The sequence below is a fragment of the Aromatoleum petrolei genome, from assembly GCF_017894385.1.
GTDB classification, from domain to species: Bacteria; Pseudomonadota; Gammaproteobacteria; order Burkholderiales; family Rhodocyclaceae; genus Aromatoleum; species Aromatoleum petrolei.
In genome coordinates this window covers 2,820,135-2,839,210 of the sequence record NZ_CP059560.1, presented here as the reverse complement: position 1 = coordinate 2,839,210, position 19,076 = coordinate 2,820,135, and the positions used below count along the sequence as shown (strand labels likewise).

The window sequence follows — 19,076 nt, the reverse complement described above, 5'->3', positions numbered from 1 at the left end:
GGCGAAAAAAAACACATGGGACTGCGCTGGAAATCGGGGCTGTGGCTGGGCGTGCTGCTCGCGCTGCTGCTGCTCGTCGCGCTGCTGGCCGGGCGCGCGGGACTGGAGGCCTTCCGCACCCGCTTCGGCGCGGCCTTCGCCGCCAATCACGCGCAGTTGCACGCGCAGCGCCTGGTGACGCTGATCACGCGCGAACTCAGCCTGGCGCAGCGGCTGGCCGAACTCGGCAGCGTGCGCGAGTTCCTGCGCGACGGCGAGGGCGCGGCGGCGACGTTCGCCGACCTCGAACGCTTTCGCGCCGCATTTGCCGACGGCTCGGCCTTCCTGATCGCGCACGCCTCGGGTGACTACTATTTCAGCGACAGCCCGGCCGCGCCCGGACCGCTGCGCCCCCGTTACACCTTGCGCCGCGACGAACCGAAGGATGCGTGGTACTACGCGACGATCGCCGGCGGACGCCCCTACGCCCTCAACGTGAACGTGGACGAGACGCTGCGGGTGACCAAGGTGTGGTTCAACGTGCTCGTGCACGATGGCGACGGCGGCCGAATCCTGGGCCTTGCCGGCACCGGACTCGACCTCACGCGCTTTCTCGCCGACTTCGTCGCCACCGGCGAGGCGGGCGCCACCAGCCTGATCGTCAATGGCGACGGCGTGATCCTAGCGCACCCCGATCCCGCCCTGATCGAGTATTCGGCGCTCACCAAGGCGAGCCCGCAGCGCACCCTGCAACGCCTCGTCGCGCGCGAGGACGACCGCGCGGCGCTCGCGCGCACGCTCGCCGAGCTGCGTGCCGACCCGGCCGCGAGCCGCACGCTCGAGATCGAATTCGACGGCCGCCGGCGGATCGTCGGCGCCGCCTTCGTGCCGCAACTCGACTGGTACGTGCTCAGCGCCATCGACACCGACGCCGCGCAGGTGATCGACGAGAACCTCCTGTGGCCGCTGGCGCTCGCGGCACTGGCGCTGCTGGTGCTGTTCGCCGCGGGCGTCAGCGTCGGTGCGAACCGCCTGATCCTGCAACCGCTGGTGGGCCTGACCGAATCGGCGCGCCGCCTCGCCGCGGGCGACTACGGCCTGCGCCTGCACTCCGGCCGTCAGGACGAGCTGGGCGAGCTGACGCGCGTGTTCGACGGCATGGCGCGCCAGATCGATGCGCATACGCGCGAGCTCGAAGCCCGCGTCGCCGAACGCACGCGCGACCTTGCCGCCGCGCGCGATCGCATCGCCGAAGCCCACCGCCAGATCCAGGACAGCATCCGCTACGCGAGCCTGATCCAGCACGCGATGCTGCCGCAGGAAGCGCTCGCGCGGGCACTGCCGGGCGCGCATTGCGTGCTGTGGCAACCGCGCGATACGGTCGGCGGCGACCTCTACCTTTTTCGGCACGATGACGACGGCTTCCTCCTCGGGCTCATCGACTGCGCCGGACACGGCGTGCCCGGCGCCTTCATGACGATGATCGCGCATGCGGCCTTCGACCTCGCGGTGCATGAACTCGGCATCGCCGATCCCGCGGCGCTGCTCGCGCGCATGGACACGGCGATCCGCAGCCTGCTGCCCGAGGCGATCGCGGGGCGGCAGCTCGCGACGAACATGGACGCCGGCCTGTGCCACGTGGACGTCGCCAACGGTGTGCTGCGCTTCGCCGGCGCCCATCTCGATCTGTATCGCTGCGTCGGCGGACGCTGCGAACGCATACGGGGCGGTCGGCGCAGCCTCGGCGAGCGCCGGCGCGGCGCACATCCGAACCCGACCCATGAGAACCAGATCATGCCGGCAGCCGGCGATGCGACGTATTATCTGAGCACCGACGGTTTTCTGGACCAGGCCGGCGGCCAGCACGGCTTCGGCTTCGGCGCCAGCCGCTTCGCCGAGCTGCTCGCGACGCTCGCCGCGCAGCCGATGCCGGCCCAGGCCGAGGCCTTGCTGCACACGCTGCGCGAGCATCAGGGCCCGCGGGCACAGCGCGACGACGTCGCGGTACTGGGTTTTTGCGTTCCTGCGCGGGCGGCCTCGCCCGGACAGGTTTCCGGAGAGTGAGAATGGAACAGGTCGACGTCTTGACGCTGCGCGAGGCATTCACGCGCCAGGGCATCATGCTGGGCTTCAACGGGCCGTTTTCGGCGACGCTGATGGAGGAAATCGGCAAGGCGCTGCGCAAGCACATGGAAGGGCTGGCCGAATCGCCGTCGGCAGTGACCGACGTGTTCTCCGCCTACATCGAGCTGAGCCAGAACATCCGCCACTACGCCGCCTCGCGCGGCGTCAGCGGCAGCGCGGCGGAGGCGACCATCATCGTGTCGCGCGACGACGAGGGCCGCTACGTCGTGAGCGCCGGCAATGTCGTGCTGGCCGCGGACGGCCGCGCGCTGGAGGCGCGCATCGCCGAGCTCGCCGCGATGGACAAGGCGGAACTCAAGGCGGCGTTCAAGGCGCAGATGCGCGCGCCACGTGATCCGGACGCCAGAACCGGCGCCGGCCTCGGCCTGATCGACCTGGCGCGGCGCGCCAGCCGCCCCTTGTCCTGCAACCTGAAACCGCTCGACGATGCGCACGCCTTCTTCAGCCTGCGCGTCGTGATCTGAAGAGAGGATCGCCGTGAAAGACATCGACATTGCCGGCAGCGAATCGACGCCCCGTATTCGTGCCGACCGGGACGCCGGCCGCCTGGAGATGAGCGGCGACTCCTACCCGGAAAATTCCTTCGAACTGTTCCAGCCGGTGCTCGACTGGATCGCCGCGTTTCTGGCGGAGGGCGAACGGCCGCTGCTGGTCGATTTGCGCCTGCTGTACCTCAACACCAGCAGCGTGCGCGCAATGATGGAAATCTTCGACGCCCTGCAGGATGCGCACGAGCGCGGCCGTGAGGTCGCGGTCGTGTGGCGCTACGACGGCATCAACGAACGGGTCGCCGATCTCGCCGGCGAATTCAAGGAGGACTACACTTTCCCGTTCGACATCGTGGCCGCTCGCGAAACATGCCATTAGCCGCACACCGACCGGAACCTCCGCTGTTCGAGCGCATCGAAACCCTGCTCGCGGCACCGGAACACGGCGACAACCCGTTGCGCGCGCCGCTCGCCGAACTGTTCGAAGCCTTCGACGACCAGTTGCGGCAGATGGACCGCATCACCCGCATCAGCGATGGCTACCAGGCAGCCGAGCGCGCGCGCGGTGCCGGACATGCGCAGAACTATCGCGAACAGCTACGCCGGCTGGAAAAGATCGTGCGCATCAGCGATCGCTATCAGGGCCTGCTGCGCGAGCTCAACCAGCGCCTCGAATGGCTGTCGAACCGCGACGCGCTGACCGGCCTGCCCAACCGCCGGCATGCGCTCACGCGCCTCAACGAGGAGTTCCGGCGCACGCAGCGCACCGGCCGGCCGCTGGCGATCGCGCTGGTCGATATCGACCACTTCAAGACGATCAACGACACCTGGGGCCACGAGGTCGGCGACGAGGCGCTCGCCGCCGTCGCCGGACGCCTGTCCACCTCGGTGCGCGAGTATGATCTTTGCGCGCGCTGGGGAGGCGAGGAGTTCCTGGTGCTGCTGCCGGAAACCACCGAATCCGGCGTCCGCGACAGCGCCGAGCGGCTGCGCGCGAGCATCGCCAGCGACCCCTTCATGGTCGGCGATCGCCAACTCGTGATCACCGTCTCGCTCGGCGCGGGCACGGCACACGCCGACGAAGACGTCACGGCGTTCATGAAGCGGGTCGACGACGCGCTGTACCGCGCCAAGCATGCTGGGCGCAACCGCCTGGAGCTGGCACCGGCCGACACGAGCGCGATTTGACATTCGCCGGTGCGCACGCTAATTTCTCGCCGAACAGCGCCGATTTGAACCACAGCTTGCGGGCGCTCAATAAATCCGGCTAAAGCGAGGACGACCCAGTCCGCGTTTCGCAGCCGGCTGGGTTTTTTCGTTGACAAGAATACGACCATGATCCAACCCCAATCCGTCGGAGTCGTCGCCCCGCAACGGGCGCACTTCGCCGAGCCGCTGCCGCTGCGCAGCGGGGGCTCTTTGCCCGAATACGAGCTGGTCTACGAGACCTACGGCGAACTGAACGCCGACCGCAGCAACGCGGTGCTGGTGTGCCACGCACTGTCGGGGTCGCACCACGTCGCCGGCCACTATGCCGACGCGCCGAAGAACATCGGCTGGTGGGACAACCTCGTCGGCCCGGGCAAGCCGCTCGACACGCGCAAGTTCTTCGTCATCGGGGTGAACAACCTCGGCGGCTGTCACGGTTCGACCGGGCCGATGTCGATCAACCCGGCCAGCGGCGAGCCCTGGGGCGCGGACTTCCCCTTCGTGACGGTCGAAGACTGGGTCGAGGCGCAGGCGCGGCTCGCCGACCGGCTGGGCATCGCGCGCTTCGCCGCGATCGTCGGCGGCAGCCTGGGCGGCATGCAGGCGCTGTCGTGGACGCTGCAGTACCCGGAGCGCGTCGCAAACGCGGTCGTGATCGCCTCCGCGCCCAAGCTCACGGCACAGAACATCGCCTTCAACGAGGTAGCGCGCCAGGCGATCCTGAGCGATCCGGACTTCCACGGCGGCCACTACTATGCGCACGGCGTCGTGCCGACGCGCGGCCTGAAGCTCGCGCGCATGGTCGGGCACATCACCTATCTTTCCGATGACGCGATGGGCGACAAGTTCGGTCGCAGCCTGCGCCACGGCAAGGCGATCTACAGCTACGACGTGGAGTTCGAGATCGAGTCCTACCTGCGCTACCAGGGCGACAAGTTTGCGGGCTTCTTCGACGCCAACACTTACCTGCTGGCGACCAAGGCGCTCGACTATTTCGATCCGGCCTTCGAGCACGGCGGCAACCTGCCGGCGGCGCTGGCGCGCGCGACGGCGGATTTCCTCGTGGTGTCCTTCAGCACCGACTGGCGCTTCTCCCCCGCGCGGAGCCGCGAGATCGTCTATGCGCTGCTGCACAACCAGCGCAATGTCAGCTACGCGGAGATCGAGAGCGACGCCGGGCACGATTCCTTCCTGCTCGACGAAGCGCAGTACCACGCGCTGCTCACCGCCTACTTCGACCGCATCAAGGTTTAGCCATGTCCTACCGTTACGACTACGAAGTCATCACCCAGTGGATCGCGCCGGGGGAGAAGGTGCTCGACCTCGGCTGCGGCGACGGCAGCCTGCTCAAGCATCTCGCGGAAGTGCGCCAGGTGCAGGGTTACGGCGTCGAGAACGACCCGGACAAGCTGCTCGCGTGCACGAGAAACGGCGTCAACGTGATCCAGATGGACATGGAGAAGGGGCTTGCCGGGATCGAGGACGGCTTCTTCGACCACGTGATCATGAGCCTGTCGCTGCAGGCGATGCACAACACGCAGGGCATCCTCGTGGAGATGCTGCGGGTGGCGCGCGAGGCGGTGGTGAGCTTCCCGAACTTCGGCTACTGGCGTCATCGCCAGAGCATCCTTAACGGTCGCATGCCGGTGTCGGAGAGCCTGCCGCACCAGTGGTTCAACACGCCCAACGTGCGCTTCTTCACGATCTCGGACTTCGATGCGCTGTGCGAGATGAACGGCATCGCAGTGCGCGAGCGGCTGGCCTTCGACGAGGGCAAGCTGATCCTGGACGAGCCGAACTTCCTCGCCAGCGTGGCGGTGTATCGGCTCGGCCGCGGCGGCTGAATCGTCCGGCACGCAGATGCGACAAGGCCCGCGCGCAGCGGGCCTTGTCTTTTCGGGGGCGCGGCGCGCTCAGCCGACGACGAAGTTCGCAACGTCGACCTTCACGGTCGGGCGGCCCAGCGCGACGGCGGTCGCAACGGCGAACTGTTTCGCCCAGTCTCCGCGCTCCTTGAAGCGATCCTCGCCGCCGTACTTGGCGACGTTGAGGACCATGTCGAGCACGAGGATCTTGCCCATCGGGTTGGACGGCGTGCATTCGAGCCGCTCGAACTCGCCCGACAGCCAGGCGCGCGCCTGGTCCTTTGCAAGACCGGCCGCGTCCGCGTCGGACACGATCGTCTCGTATTCGCGCTCGGCGCCGAATACCACGTTGATGTGCTGCGTCATCCCTCTCTCCTCTCCTTATTGGTGTTTATGCGTTGAACGTACATTCTCGGGTGTGTCGCGCGGGCAGGCAAGCCCGCGGCGCAGCTCGACGCGGGCGCGGAATGTAAGGCGCTGCTGCAGCGACGACGCGGGCTGCGGCAATCTGGGATAATGCGCCGAACCCTCGCCCAAAGCTTCCCGTGTCGTCCATTCCCTCCGCTCCGCCCCCTGCCGGCCCGGCATCCTCGCGTCCCGCCTGGCTGGACGCGCTGTTCAACCGCCGGATGCTGATCTGCATCTTCACCGGCTTCTCCTCGGGCCTGCCGCTGTACCTGCTGCTGAACCTGGTGCCGGCCTGGCTCAAGACCGAAGGGCTGTCGCTGAAGGCGATCGGGGCGTTCGCGCTGATCCAGTTCCCCTACACGTGGAAGTTCGTGTGGGCGCCGCTGCTCGACCGCTTCGGCATCCTGCCGTGGCTGGGGCGACGGCGGAGCTGGATGCTGCTGTCGCAGCTGGGGCTGCTCGCGGCGATCGCGTGGCTGGGGCAGCTGTCACCGACCGATAACCTGATGCTGGTGGTCGCATTGACCGCGACGCTCGCTTTCCTGTCGGCAACACAGGACATCGCGCTCGATGCCTTCCGCCGCGAGATCCTGCCCGAACTCGAACTGGGACTGGGCAACGCGCTCCACGTGAACGCCTATCGCATCGCCGGGCTGGTGCCGGGTTCGCTGTCGCTGATCCTCGCCGACCGCCTGCCGTGGAGCGAGGTTTTCGCCATCACGGCGCTGTTCATGCTGCCGGGGGTCGCGATGACGCTGCTGGCGAAGGAGCCGGCGATCGCAGCGGGCGCGCCGCGCACCTTGCGCGATGCGGTGGTCGAGCCCTTCCGCGAGTTTTTCGGCCGCCATGGGCTGCAGTCGGCGTTGCTGGTGCTGACCTTCATCTTTCTCTACAAGCTCGGCGATTCGCTGTGCACGGCGCTGGCGACGCCCTTCTACCTCGACATGGGTTTCACCAAGACCGAGATCGGCCTGATCGCGAAGAACGCCGGGCTGTGGCCGTCGGTGATCGGCGGCATCCTCGGCGGCATCTGGATGGTGAAGCTGGGCATCAACCGCGCGTTGTGGCTGTTCGGCGTGGTGCAGGTGGTGAGCATCCTGGGCTTCGTGTGGATGGCCTGGCTGGGGCCGGCGCCGTCCGACGCGGCACGCCTCGCGGCGCTGGCGATCGTGATCTCGGCCGAGGCGGCGGGCGTGGGCCTGGGCACGACCGCCTTCGTCGCCTACATGGCGCGCACGACCCACCCCGCCTACACGGCGACCCAGCTCGCGCTGTTCACCAGCCTGATGGCGGTGCCGCGCACCTTCATCAACGCGTCCGCCGGCTGGCTGGTCGAGCGCATGGGCTGGTACGACTTCTTCTGGCTGTGCTTCTTCCTCGCGCTGCCGGGGATGCTGCTGCTGATTCGCGTCGCGCCGTGGAACGGCGAGGCGAAGGCGATCGCGGCGGCGCCCGGACGCGCCTGAATCCTCTTCCCGCAAAGATGAACACGACTACTGCCGATTCCCTGATCGCCGCGGCGCGCGCGCTGTCGGTCACCCTGGACGCGATGCGCTTCGCCGCACCGGTGAGCCACGTCTACAACCCGCTCGACTATGCATGGGCAATCCACGAGGATTACCTGCGCCGTTATGCGGCGGGCAGGAAACGCATCGTGTTCCTCGGCATGAATCCCGGCCCCTTCGGCATGGCGCAGACCGGCGTGCCCTTCGGCGAGATCGAGGCGGTGCGCGACTGGCTGGGGCTCGCGGGGCCGATCGGCAAGCCGGCGGTGGAGAATCCCAAGCGCCCGGTCGAAGGTTTCGACTGCGCGCGTTCGGAAGTGAGCGGACGGCGGCTGTGGGGGCTGTTCCGCGAACGCTTCGGCACGGCCGAGGCCTTCTTTGCCGAGCATTTCGTCGCCAACTACTGCCCGCTGGCCTTCTTCGACGGCGGACGCAACGTGACGCCGGACAAGCTGCCGGCGGCCGAATCGCAGCCGCTGCTCGCGGCGTGCGACGAGCACCTGCGGCGCATGATCGACGCGCTGGCGCCGGACTGGGTGATCGGCGTCGGCGCCTGGGCGGAATCGCGCGCGGCCGCGGCGCTGGGCGGGCGCAGGCTGCGCATCGGCCGTGTGCTGCATCCCAGCCCCGCGAGCCCGGCGGCGAACCGCGGCTGGTCCGAAGCGGCGAGCCGCCAGCTCGCCGAACTGGGAATCTGGTAAGCAGGATCGACGGCGCGCAACGGGCCAGGACCGCGCGTCACACCGCCTCCGGCCTTGACGGTCGGCACCGTCGCGAGCGCGCGGCGGACCTCTTTCCGTTCCGCGCCCGGGCCTGCATTCCCGCAGGAACAAGCCGTCCGGGTCGCTCCGGAGCGATCCGCATGAGCCCTCAGCGCCCCCCCGCACCCTACTGCAACACCCGTAAGAATCCCCTACGGTACGTACGGTATTCCCCTCCGTACGTAATGGTCAGCTGCAATTTCTTGTTGCATCTCCGGTTTGCGCCCGCTCGTGACGGTGTGACATTTTGATAACCCGTTCGCAATAAAACCCGATTTTCATAGGGTCCGCGAACGGCCCGTCGCAACGCTGTCTCGCAAGCTCACGCTTCACAGGGGGAGGATACGGTGGCGTCGCATCTCGGCATTCTGTCGGTCCTGCAGGCATTGCGCGAGCGCCTGGCGATCCGCATGGCGGCGCGCCTGGGCGGCAATCCGCAGGTCGAGATCCTTGGTTCGCAGACGCTCGACGGCAAGCCGCAGGCCAACACCGACACGCTCGGGATCTACCTGCATCGCATCTCGGTCGATCCGTTCAGCCGCAATCGTCATCTGTCACCGCTGCCCGGTCGCCGCCAGCCCCGCCCGGAGTTGCCGGTCAACCTGCACCTGTTGCTGATCGCATGGTGCACGCATACCGATCAGGAAATCGAATACCTCGCCGCGGCGATCCAGATCCTCGGCGGCGGCTTCATGCTGGAGAGCGCGGACATGAGCCTCGCCGATCCCGACTGGGGCCGCGAGGACGTCGTGCAGGTGCTGCCGGAGGAGATGAGCACCGAAGACCTGATGCGGCTGTGGGACAGCCTGCCGGGCGACTACCGCCTGTCGGCCCCCTATCTGGTCAAGACGGTACGCCTGGCCCCGGACATCGACCATGACGAAGGGCCGGCGGTGAGAACCCTGGTGTTCCCGATGGACGAGCGCAGCGGGAGCGGGCAGTGATCGTCGAGACCCTCGTGCTGCATGCCAGCGACTTCATCGAGTGGGTGGACGCGAGCGGCGCACAGGGCGGCGCACGACGTCCCGTGCCGGCTCAAGGCCTGAGGGTCCGGCTTGAAAGTCCGCCAGCCGATCTGGAACTGATCCACAAGACCGCGGGCACCGTGCTGTGGCGCCGGGTTCCGGCCGAACTGCGGCGCGTGATCGACGGCGCCGCGAGCCCCGCGGACCTCGCGGTGCCCCTGGAGGCCGACGAGCCGCTGTATGCCCTTGCGGGCGAGGTTGCCGACCCGGCCGGGCACTTCCTGCCGCGACGCTTCTCCCTCGCTGCCGGTCGCCGTACCGAACATGCCCTGAGCCTGTTCCGCTCGCCGCTCGGTACGCGCTTCGGCCGCGCCGGCGGGCTGATCGGCCGCACGACGCTCGAGGACGGCTCCCTCGTACCCTGGGCGCTGCTGGCGCTGCGCGTGACGCCGCCGCTTGCGACGCCCTTCGATTTTGTCGCGCAGAGCGACGCCCACGGCGAATTCCGCCTGTCGCTCGAACGCCTGCCGTCGCTCACGAAGGACGCGCCGGCGACGACTTACCCGGGAGTGCTCACGGTGCGCGCCGCCGCCGACGGCACCGATCCGGACACGCTGCCAGCTGCGCGCGTGCGCAGCACCGGCAGCGGCAACGCCGCATTCAAGACTCAACTGACGGTGGACATTGCGCCAGGGCGCATCACCACCTTGGCCAGCCCGGGACGGGATGCCCTCGTCCTGCGGTTTTCCTGAACCGCTGCTTTCACGAGCCTGACCGGCACCGAAGGAGAAGCGACATGCCCGAGTACCTAGCACCTGGCGTCTTCGTCGAGGAGACGAGCTTCCGCAACAAGTCGATCGAAGGCGTCGGTACGAGCGTCGCGGCGCTGGTGGGCCCGACCCGCACCGGCCCGCTGCGCGGCGTGCCCGAGGTGCTGACGAGCTACGCGGACTTCGAGCGCATCTACGGCGACGCGCAGGACCTGGCGATCGGCGAGGGCGGCGCGAGCGTGCCGAACTACTCGGCGCACGCGGCGCGGGCTTTCTTCGACAACGGCGGCAAGCAGCTCTTCGTCGCGCGCGTCGTGGCGGGCGTGAATGGCGTCGGCCCGGACGAGGATGGCAAGTGGCCGAATGCGGCGTCGAAGACCGACGGCGCGGGCGACGTGCAGTTCTTCAGCCGCTTCCCCGGCAAGATGGGCGAATACACGCTGGAGCTGCGCTGGCGCGACAGCGAGAACCTGCTGCGCAGCGAGACGCCGAAGGCGGCGACGGGCGACGGCCTGTACTTCCTCGAGGCGACCGGCGTGGCGCTGGCGGCGAAGGCGACCGGCGCGATCGCCGATGGGGCCTTCCCCGTCGACGTGAAGGCAGTGGTGAAGCTCGACGGCGCGAACCTCGCGATCCAGAGCAATCGCGCCGAGATCACGTCGATGGCCGATCCGGACAATCCGGCGGCGGTCCCCGCGGGCGAGCTCACCGCGCTGGTCGTCGCGAGCCTGCCGGCCAACGCCAGGCTCACGCGCATCTTCGTGCGTCCGCCGGCCTCGGGCGCGCTCGCGGCGGGGACTTCGGCGGAGCTGCAGCTCGCGGACGTGACGGACCTCGCCCCCTACACCGGCGGCGTGAACTGGGGCAATCTGAAGGTGCTGCGCGGCACGCTGGACGCGGCTGGCGAGACCTTCACGGTCACCGGCGACACGACGCTCAACCCCGGCGTCGCGAACCCGATCACGCTGCCCCTCGCCGCGCTCGCGGCCAAGCCGGGTGCGGCGCGCTCGATGATCGTGCTGCGCAGCTTCGATCTCGACGTGCGCAACGGCGGCAAGGACGGCGAAGTGATCCGCACCTACGCGGGCCTGAGCACGGCGCCCTCCGGCGCCACGAGTCTCGCAAGCGTGCTGCCGGCCAACCCCGAGCGCCGCGCGGAGGCGCTGAGTTCGCCGATCGCCTGCGTGCTGGCCGACGACGCGACCGGCGACGACATCCAGACGGCGCTCGTCGCGATGTGCGACGCGGCGGCGCTGAACCCCGGCGCGAGTTCGCTCGACGAGCCGCGCTACCTGATCGCGCTCACCGGCGGCAGCGACGGCACCGAGCCGACCTCGACCGACTATGCCGGCGAGACCGACGAGATCAAGGGCAGCACCGGCCTGAAGGCGCTGGAGATGGTCGAAGACGTGTCGATCGTGATGACGCCGGCCGCGGCCGAGTCGGACGAGGACGTGCACACCGCGGTCGTGATGGAAGTGCAGAAGCATTGCCGGCGCATGCGCTATCGCGTGGGCGTGGTCGATTCGCGCTTCGGCCAGAGCATCAGCGAGGTGCGCGCCTTCGCCGGCCAGTTCGACGACACGCGCCTGGCGCTGTACCACCCGTGGGTGGTGATCCCCGACCCGACCGGCACGCGGCGCGACATCGCGGTGCCGCCGGCGGGCTTCATCGCCGGCATCTATGCGCGCACCGACGTCGATCGCGGCGTGCACAAGGCGCCGGCGAACGAGATCGTGATGGGGGCGCTGCGCTTCGAGCAGCAGATCAACACCTTCCAGCAGGAGCTCCTCAACCCCAACGGCATCAACTGCCTGCGCTCCTTCGCCGGCCGCGGCCACCGCGTATGGGGCGGACGCACGCTGTCGAGCGATCCCGAGTGGAAGTACGTGAACGTGCGGCGCTACTTCCTGTACCTGGAGCGCTCGATCGAGAAATCGACGCAGTGGGCGGTGTTCGAGCCGAACGGCGAGGCGCTGTGGGCCAACATCCGCACCAGCGTCGAGGACTTCCTGTTCACCGAATGGCGCAACGGCCGCCTGCTGGGCGGCACGCCGAAGGAGGCCTACTTCGTGCGCTGCGACCGTTCGACGATGACGCAGAACGACATCGACAACGGCCGCATGGTGTGCCTGGTGGGCGTGGCGGCGCTGAAGCCCGCCGAGTTCGTGATCTTCCGCATCGGCCAGAAGACCGCCGACGCCTGACAACGTGGAGAAATGAAAAATGGCCGTTTTTCGTGAAACACCTTATTCGGCGTTCAATTTCCTGGTCGACCTCGAACCCGGCCAGGGCAGCGAGGTGCGCGCCGGTTTCTCCGAGGTCTCCGGCCTCAACGCCGAGGTCACGGTCGCCGAGTACCGCGCCGGCAACGACCGCGTGAACTACGTGCGCAAGGTGCCGGGCATCCACAAGGCGGGCGACGTCACGCTCAAGCGCGGCGTGATCGGCGCGCAGAACCTCTACGAGTGGCTGGAGAAGGGGCGCATCGGCAAGATCTCGGAGGCCAAGCGCGACATCGTCGTGAAGCTGCAGTCCGAGGACCGCGCCGACGTGGTCGTGAGCTGGAAGCTGCGCGGCGCGATGCCGATCAAGTGGACCGGGCCGACGCTCACCGCGAAGGGCGGCGGCGACGTCGCGATCGAGGAGCTGGTGCTCTCCGTCGAGACGATCGAGCAGGAGTAAGACCGTGCTGCTCGCCGACAAGCGCATCGATCTGGACGCCCGCCCCGCGCCGCGGCGGCTGGCGCCGGTCGAGGTCGTGATGATCGGCCATTGCCCGTCCTTCGACGGCAGCGCCGAGTGGAAGCGGCTGGCGCGCGACCTCGCGGTGCTCGCCGAGATCGCCGCGCTGGGCTTCACCGCCGAGGTCGACCGCCTGCGCGCGCTGGACGCCGGCGAGGCCGAGGCCGAACCGGGCGACGGGGCGCTGTTCGCGCTGTACCGGCTGCCGATCCCGATCCGCTCGCTGGGCTACTTCCAGGCGCTCTTCCCGCAGGCCTTCGACACCGACGGCGCCTACCGCAGTGCGCTGGCCGGCCGCGCGGCCTGGCTGCCGGCGGCGGTGCAGGACTTCTTCGCCGGCGAGGACCGCGGCTTCGGCGACACGCGCACGCTGTGGATCATCCGCGTGCCCGAGTCCGGCGGCGTGCGCGCCTTCCTGCCGCAGCCGAACGCAAGCCTGATCGAACCGTCGGCGCTGGGCGCCTTCGAGCGCGCGCTGCTGATCGAGCGCGCCGGCATCCTCGCGCTGCCCGACCTCGAGCGCCTGCTGGTGCCGCGCGCGCTGCCGGACATCCCGCGCGTGCGCCTCGACAACCCCGAGGCGGTGTTCCTGCCCTGCGGCACCGAGATCGACGACACGCACCGCGAGCGCCGCCGTTCCGACGAGATGCTCGGCGCGGACGCACCGCTCGAGCCGATCGACATCGTGCCGCCCATCATCCGCACGCTGGCGCGCCTGCGTCCGGACATGCAATGCCTGCTGACGCTGCCGCTGGATCAGCGCCCGCGCGACGAATTGCCGGCACCGGCGCGCGATTTCCTCGCACACCTCGCGCTCATCGCCGGCGAGATTGGCAGCGAAGCGGGTGGCGGCGCGGCCGTCTCGCCGCACGCCGAGCTCGCCGGGAAACTGCGCCACCTGCAGCTCCTGTGGCCCTACCTGCGCAGCGAGGAGAGTCCGCTCGCCTCGCCCTGCGGGCTGGTCGCCGGCATGCAGGCACGCGTGTCGCAGCGCCATGGCGTGTGGCGTTCGATCGCCGGCCGGCCGCTGCCCACCGCCGCGCTGCCGTGGCCGCCGGTGACGCAGCAGCAGGCGACCGCTTTGCGCGAGGTGCCCGGCGTGACGGTGCTGCTGACGCGTGCGGGCAAGCTGCAGGTGGACGACGAGGCGCTGTGCGCGCCCTGCCTGCCCGCCGCCGACCTGCGCAGCATGACGGCCGCGCAGCGCGCGCAGGAGCACTGGCGCTCGGCGGAGGTGATGCGCTTCATGGGCTGGCTGCGGCGCGGGCTGCAGGCGCTGGGCGAGCAGCTGCTCTTCGACGCCGATCCGCGCGATCCGCGCCCGGAGCTCGCGCTGCGCGCCTTCTTCGAGCGCCTGCACGAGGCCGGCGCATTGCGCGGCGCGCGGCCCGAGAGCGCCTACCGCATCCGCGAGATTCCGTCGGCCGAGTCGACCATCGCGTTCGAGATCGAGATCGCGCCGGCCTACCCGATCGACCGGCTGCGCCTGACCTTCCTGCACGACCGCCACGCCGCCGTGACGGACACCCGAATCGAGGCCGTCGATGGCTGACGCGCCGCGCGAGTTCATCCCCTTTCGCTTCCGCGTCGCGCTGTACGACGGCGAGGGCGGCAACCTGCTGTGCCGCGGCGCCTTCAGCGAGGTGTCGGGGCTGGAGGCGACGATGGCACCCAAGGCGCTGAAGGAAGGCGGGCGCAACTGGGGCGAGGTGCAGCTGTCGGGGCCGACGACTTTCGCGCCGGTCATCCTCAAGCGCGGCATCACCGAGCTCGCGGACCTGTGGCAGTGGTTCGACATGAGCACGCGCCAGTCCAACTACGCGCTGCGCGTGAGCGGCACGATCGACGTCTTCCACCCGGAGGATCCGGACAAGCCACTGCTGCGCTGGCGCATCACGAACGCGCTGCCGACCAAGTTCAAGGGGCCGGACCTCTCCGCGACCGCCAGCCAGGTCGCGATCGAGGAGTTGCAGCTGGTGCATGAAGGGCTGGAACTCGAGCGCACCTGAGGACGAAAACCATGCCCGCCATGCAGATCGCCCGCGCCAAGCTGATCCCGATGAACGGGGACCAGGTCGAGACCGACGAGTCGCAGCACATCGACGTGCAGTTCAACCCCGCCACCTTGCGTGTGACGCTCTCCAACACGCTGAAGGCCGACAACAAGGGCGGCAGCGGAGGCAGCGGCGCGGCGGCGCAGTACATCGACAAGAGCGAATCGACGCTCGCCGTGGAGCTGGTGTTCGACACCAGCATCGCCGCGAAGCTGGGCTCGGACAGCCGCGAGGACCGCGAGACGGTCTCCGCCAACACCGACGTGCGCACGCTGACGAAGCGCATCGCCGAGGCCTTCATGAAGCCGCAGGATGCCGAGTCGAAGAAGCCCAAGGCGCCCAAGCGCTGCCGCTTCCAATGGGGCAGCTTCCAGTTCACCGGGATGCTGTCGAGCTACTCGGAGACGCTGGACTTCTTCGCGCCCGAAGGCATCCCGCTGCGCGCGACCCTCGCCCTGACCTTCAAGGAGGACCGCTACCAGTTCGCGCTCGACCCTTCGGTGCAGGCCGCGGAGCGCCCGATGCCGGCCTTCGCGCCCGGCGGGGAGGGCCAGAACGCGGCCAGCGCGGCGCAGGCGGCTGGCCAGAACCCGCGCGACTGGCGCGGCGTGGCCGACCTGAACGCCCTCGACAACCCGCGCTTCACCGCGCTGGGCACCCTGCTGATCCCGCTCGGAGGCCGCTGATGCCCGTGATCATCGACGAACTCGTCGCCGAAGTGCAGCCCGAGCCGAACCCGGCGCAGACCGCCGGCGCCGAGCCGCGCCCGCCCGAGGGTCAACCCGGCGAGACGCTGCTCGATCTCCTCACTGTCGTCCGCGAACGGGAGGCGCGCCTTGCCATCGACTAATCCGGCACTGGTAAGCGTCCGTCCGCGCGTGCGGGTGGATGGAGCCGACCGCGCCGCGCTCGGCGAGGCAGCGGCGGCGCTGTCGGTGCATCTGCCGGCGAGCGGCATGGCGAGCGCGGAGCTGCGCGTCGTGAATTGGGCGCCCGGCGGCAGCGGCACGCCGGACTTCGCTTTCCAGGATCTGCGCCTGGGGAGCCGCATCGAGATCCTGCTCGGCGAGACCGCCGACAGCGCAGTCTTTTCCGGCGACATCACCGCCTTCGAGGAGCGCTACGGCGACGGTGCGCCGCAGCTCGTGGTCCTCGCCGAGGACGCGCTGCACAAGCTCGCCCGCAGCCGCGCGAGCCGCGTGTTCGAGAACAAGGGGCTGGCCGACGTGGTGCGCGAGATCGCCGCCGACGCGGGCCTTCAGGCCGACGTGAACATCGACGCGGGCAGCGCCGACTGGCTGCAGCACAACGAGAGCCATCTCGCCTTCCTGCTGCGCGTGCTCGCGCCGCACGACGTCCCGCTGCGCATGCAGGGCGGGCGCCTGCGTGCGCGGCCCGAGGAGACCGACGCGAACCCGGTGCGCATCGACTCGGGCAACAACGCGCGGCGCATCCGCATCGTCGCCGACCTCAACCGCCAGCCGCGCGAGGTCTTGGCCGACGGCTACAACCTCGCCGCGGATTCGGCCGCGAGCGGCCGCAGCGCCTCGCTGGCACCCGCGCCCGCCGGACGCACCGCCGCCGCGACGCTCGCGGAGCTGGGCTGGGACGGCCGCTCGCCGCGCCCGCATCCCTTCGCACGCAGCCAGGCCGAGGCCGATTCGCTCGCGCAGGGGGCCTTCCGCCGCGATGCGCAGCGCTTCCTGCACGGCGAGATCGTGTGCACCGGCACGCCGGAGCTGGGCGTCGGGCGCGAGGTGGAGCTCGCCGGCGTGTCGCCGCGGCTCGCCGGGCGCTATCGCATCGCCGAGTGCTGGCATCACTTCGACAACGCGCAGGGGCTGTCCACGCGCCTACGCGTCGAACGCCCGGACTGGAATCCATGAGCGGACGCCACAGCCCCGGCCCCCTGCAGGATCTGCACCTCGGTGTCGTGCTCGACAACGCCGACCCGGACAACCGCGGGCGCGTGAAGCTGCGCCTGCCGGCGACCGGGCTGGAGATGTGGGCCGCGGTGATGGTGCCGAGCGCGGGCAGCGGCTACGGCGTGAGCCTGCTGCCGCGCCTGGACGAACAGGTCGTGGTGGCCTTCGTCAGCCCCGACCTGCCGATCGTGCTCGGCGCGGTGTGGAGCGGCGGCGGCAGCCAGCCCGCCGACGCGCGCCCGGTCGAGGAGCGCTACTTCGTGCAGAGCCCGGCCGGCATCAAGGTGCTGCTCGACGACCAGGAACCGAAGGTGAAGATCGAGACGCCCGCCGGCAACCATCTCACGATCACCGACCAGGGCGGCGGCAAGGTCACCATCGAGCAGGGCGGCGAGAAGGTCGAGATGTCGCCCGGCAACATCAAGGTCACCGGTTCGGGCATCGTCAAGATCGAAGCCGCGCAGGTCACGGTGTCGGCCGGCATGGTCAAGGTCGATGCCGGGATGAGCAAGTTTTCCGGCGTCGTGCAGTGCGACACCCTGATCAGCAACGCGGTGGTGTCGTCGAGCTACACGCCGGGGGCGGGGAACATATGGTGAGCGCGACGCGTACCCTGGACGCGGCCCTGCTCGCCGAGCGCCCGATGCGCGCGCCCCGGTCCGCCGGGCCTGCAGGTGCACACCAGCCGCGCGTGGTGGCCCCCTTCTTCACCGGCGACGGCGACGGCCTGACGCTGCACCGCTACCTCGACGAGGACTTCGTCGCGCGCTTCCTCAACGACGCGCAGGCCGGCCGGCTAAACGGCACCGCGGCCCAGCCCTGGTACCGCGAGGACCGCTTCGGCCGCTTCAAGGACGAGCCGACGCTGCGCCTGCCGATGCACCGCAGCTTCTACCTCGCCTGCGCCGAGGTGCATTGCGCCGTGCCGGGCGCGCCGGCCTTCGACCCGAAGAAGATCCTCGGCGCCGGCATGGTGGTGCGCCGCGTGCCTGCCGACGGCACGCCGCAGCGCTGGATGATCGCGGACGGGCAGCCGGTGGGCTGGCGCAGCGGCGAGATTCCCGATCACGACCCCGACGACGTGCGCCGCCTCACCGCGCGCGGCCTATTGCCGCCGCGCTTCCCCGAGCCGCCGTATTCGGGCGAGGAGGTCGTGCCGCTGCACCCGCTGCTTGTGCGTCGCCGCGACGCGCGCGGGGTCGAGCGCAGCCACACGCTGCTGTGGGGCTACCTGCCGCTCGGCGGCTCCGCACGCGAGAGCGCCGACGCGCCGTTGCCGCAGGCGAACGGCACCGAGGGGCCGGACTTCGGCCTGGAGCACGCCTGGCCGCTCGGCAGCCGAGGCGCGAAGGCGTGGGCCGACAATGACGGGCTGGTGATGGACAACGGCGTCGCGACGGTCGGCTTCATCGAGCTGCTGCAGACGCTCGTCGCGCAGTTCCGCACCGACAATGCGGCCGACGGCGACAACACCGGCCTGCGCACCCTGCTCGGCCAGCTGCGCTTCCACCGCATCGAGTGGCGCGTCTTCGGGGACAACATCCTGCCGCAGCCCGTGCAGGTCTCCGGCGAGACCGTGCTCGCCTGGCTCGACCGCAGCGCGGCGGCACTGGTCGAACTCTTCGCGCGCATCGTGCGCCGCGAGGCGATTGCCGGCAGCGTTGCACTGCCCGACGGCTTCGGCGGCACGCGCGGCGACCGCCTCCTGATCTCGGAACAGCAAGCGGCCGACCTGCGCAGCCTCGTCGCGCTGCGCACGGCGCGCGCGCAGGTGCGCTTCGACGACGGCCTGCCGCTGCCGCGCTACGGCCAGACCGACGGCGACCGCTTCGTCGCCGTCCCCTTCGTGCGCTGGCTGGACAATTGCGGCTGCGAGCGCGTCGCGTGGGGACCGGCGAGCCGCGTGTTCCGCGTCGCGTCGCCCTTCGACCCGGATGCGCAGCGCCCGACCACCGTCGTGCTGCCTTCGCTCGACGACTTCAAACGCGGATTGCCGCGCGGCGTCGCGATGCTCGCGCCGAAGTCGCTCGCCGACGTGCTGCGCAAGATCAGCCCAGGCATCGACATGAAGGGCGACGGCCCGGGCAACAACTGCGGCGCGTGCTGGAGCTTCAGCTTCAGCCTGCCGGCGATCACGCTGTGCGCGATGCTGATGCTGATGGTCGTGATCAACCTGCTCAACCTCTTCCTCGGCTGGCTGCCGTGGGCCTTCCTCGCGCTGCCGCGGCTGTGCCTGAAGGCGCTGAAAGGCAAATAA

20 protein-coding genes are annotated in these 19,076 nt (G+C 69.7%); 19 read left to right on the top strand and 1 reads right to left on the bottom strand.

Annotation, left to right across the window (positions count from 1 at the left end; all coding sequences use genetic code 11):
- Positions 1-15: 15 nt before the first annotated feature.
- From siaA to metW, 6 genes are all read left to right on the top strand, one after another.
- Positions 16-2,043, top strand: a complete 2,028-nt coding sequence (siaA, locus tag ToN1_RS12960) for a biofilm regulation protein phosphatase SiaA (RefSeq protein ID WP_169207903.1) — start codon at positions 16-18, stop codon at positions 2,041-2,043.
- 2 nt (positions 2,044-2,045) lie between these two features.
- Complete coding sequence (gene siaB, locus ToN1_RS12955; RefSeq protein ID WP_169207902.1) at positions 2,046-2,588, top strand: biofilm regulation protein kinase SiaB; 543 nt, start codon at positions 2,046-2,048, stop codon at positions 2,586-2,588.
- Positions 2,589-2,601: 13 nt separating this feature from the next.
- Complete coding sequence (gene siaC / locus ToN1_RS12950) at positions 2,602-2,991, top strand: biofilm regulation phosphoprotein SiaC (protein ID WP_169207901.1); 390 nt, start codon at positions 2,602-2,604, stop codon at positions 2,989-2,991.
- Entirely contained in the window at positions 2,982-3,800 is an 819-nt protein-coding gene (gene siaD, locus ToN1_RS12945) for a biofilm regulation diguanylate cyclase SiaD (protein ID WP_169207900.1), read from the top strand. Before siaC ends, siaD begins: the two co-directional genes overlap by 10 nt.
- Positions 3,801-3,947: 147 nt before the next feature.
- Positions 3,948-5,075: a homoserine O-succinyltransferase MetX gene (gene metX, locus ToN1_RS12940; RefSeq protein WP_169207899.1), complete on the top strand. Its 1,128-nt coding sequence runs from the start codon at positions 3,948-3,950 to the stop codon at positions 5,073-5,075.
- 2 nt (positions 5,076-5,077) lie between these two features.
- Positions 5,078-5,665 carry a methionine biosynthesis protein MetW gene (metW, locus tag ToN1_RS12935; protein ID WP_169207898.1) on the top strand — a complete coding sequence of 196 codons (588 nt, stop codon included), beginning with the start codon at positions 5,078-5,080 and terminating at the stop codon, positions 5,663-5,665.
- A gap of 69 nt (positions 5,666-5,734) precedes the next feature.
- On the opposite strand, the gene ToN1_RS12930 is transcribed toward metW, so the two are convergent.
- Positions 5,735-6,052, bottom strand: a complete 318-nt coding sequence (locus ToN1_RS12930; protein ID WP_169207897.1) for a hypothetical protein — start codon at positions 6,050-6,052, stop codon at positions 5,735-5,737.
- Positions 6,053-6,231: 179 nt separating this feature from the next.
- On the opposite strand from ToN1_RS12930, the gene ToN1_RS12925 reads away from it, so the two are divergent.
- The 13 genes from ToN1_RS12925 to ToN1_RS12865 all read left to right on the top strand — a co-directional run bounded on the left by ToN1_RS12925 (position 6,232) and on the right by ToN1_RS12865 (position 19,076).
- Positions 6,232-7,560: an AmpG family muropeptide MFS transporter gene (locus ToN1_RS12925; protein ID WP_342344152.1), complete on the top strand. Its 1,329-nt coding sequence runs from the start codon at positions 6,232-6,234 to the stop codon at positions 7,558-7,560.
- A gap of 17 nt (positions 7,561-7,577) precedes the next feature.
- Positions 7,578-8,300, top strand: coding sequence for a uracil-DNA glycosylase family protein (locus ToN1_RS12920; RefSeq protein ID WP_169207896.1), 723 nt, complete (start codon positions 7,578-7,580; stop codon positions 8,298-8,300).
- A 407-nt stretch (positions 8,301-8,707) separates the two neighbouring features.
- The gene (locus tag ToN1_RS12915) at positions 8,708-9,304 is read left to right on the top strand and encodes a Pvc16 family protein (RefSeq protein ID WP_169207895.1); all 597 of its coding nucleotides are present in this window, start codon (positions 8,708-8,710) and stop codon (positions 9,302-9,304) included.
- Positions 9,301-10,077, top strand: coding sequence for a hypothetical protein (locus ToN1_RS12910; RefSeq protein WP_169207894.1), 777 nt, complete (start codon positions 9,301-9,303; stop codon positions 10,075-10,077). The genes ToN1_RS12915 and ToN1_RS12910 overlap by 4 nt, the downstream gene beginning before the upstream one ends.
- A gap of 44 nt (positions 10,078-10,121) precedes the next feature.
- Positions 10,122-12,302 (top strand): phage tail sheath family protein, encoded by a 2,181-nt coding sequence (locus ToN1_RS12905; protein WP_169207893.1) that lies wholly within the window; start codon positions 10,122-10,124, stop codon positions 12,300-12,302.
- 19 nt (positions 12,303-12,321) lie between these two features.
- Complete coding sequence (locus tag ToN1_RS12900) at positions 12,322-12,780, top strand: phage tail protein (RefSeq protein WP_169207892.1); 459 nt, start codon at positions 12,322-12,324, stop codon at positions 12,778-12,780.
- 4 nt (positions 12,781-12,784) lie between these two features.
- On the top strand, positions 12,785-14,392 hold the full coding sequence (locus ToN1_RS12895) for a hypothetical protein (RefSeq protein WP_169207891.1): 1,608 nt from the start codon (positions 12,785-12,787) through the stop codon (positions 14,390-14,392).
- Positions 14,385-14,849 (top strand): phage tail protein, encoded by a 465-nt coding sequence (locus ToN1_RS12890; protein ID WP_169207890.1) that lies wholly within the window; start codon positions 14,385-14,387, stop codon positions 14,847-14,849. Before ToN1_RS12895 ends, ToN1_RS12890 begins: the two co-directional genes overlap by 8 nt.
- Before the next feature lie 11 nt (positions 14,850-14,860).
- Positions 14,861-15,580, top strand: coding sequence for a CIS tube protein (locus ToN1_RS12885; RefSeq protein WP_169207889.1), 720 nt, complete (start codon positions 14,861-14,863; stop codon positions 15,578-15,580).
- Positions 15,580-15,744, top strand: coding sequence for a hypothetical protein (locus tag ToN1_RS12880; protein ID WP_169207888.1), 165 nt, complete (start codon positions 15,580-15,582; stop codon positions 15,742-15,744). Before ToN1_RS12885 ends, ToN1_RS12880 begins: the two co-directional genes overlap by 1 nt.
- On the top strand, positions 15,731-16,780 hold the full coding sequence (locus ToN1_RS12875; RefSeq protein WP_169207887.1) for a phage late control D family protein: 1,050 nt from the start codon (positions 15,731-15,733) through the stop codon (positions 16,778-16,780). The genes ToN1_RS12880 and ToN1_RS12875 overlap by 14 nt, the downstream gene beginning before the upstream one ends.
- Positions 16,777-17,418: a phage baseplate assembly protein V gene (locus tag ToN1_RS12870; RefSeq protein WP_169207886.1), complete on the top strand. Its 642-nt coding sequence runs from the start codon at positions 16,777-16,779 to the stop codon at positions 17,416-17,418. The genes ToN1_RS12875 and ToN1_RS12870 overlap by 4 nt, the downstream gene beginning before the upstream one ends.
- Complete coding sequence (locus tag ToN1_RS12865; protein ID WP_169207885.1) at positions 17,412-19,076, top strand: hypothetical protein; 1,665 nt, start codon at positions 17,412-17,414, stop codon at positions 19,074-19,076. Before ToN1_RS12870 ends, ToN1_RS12865 begins: the two co-directional genes overlap by 7 nt.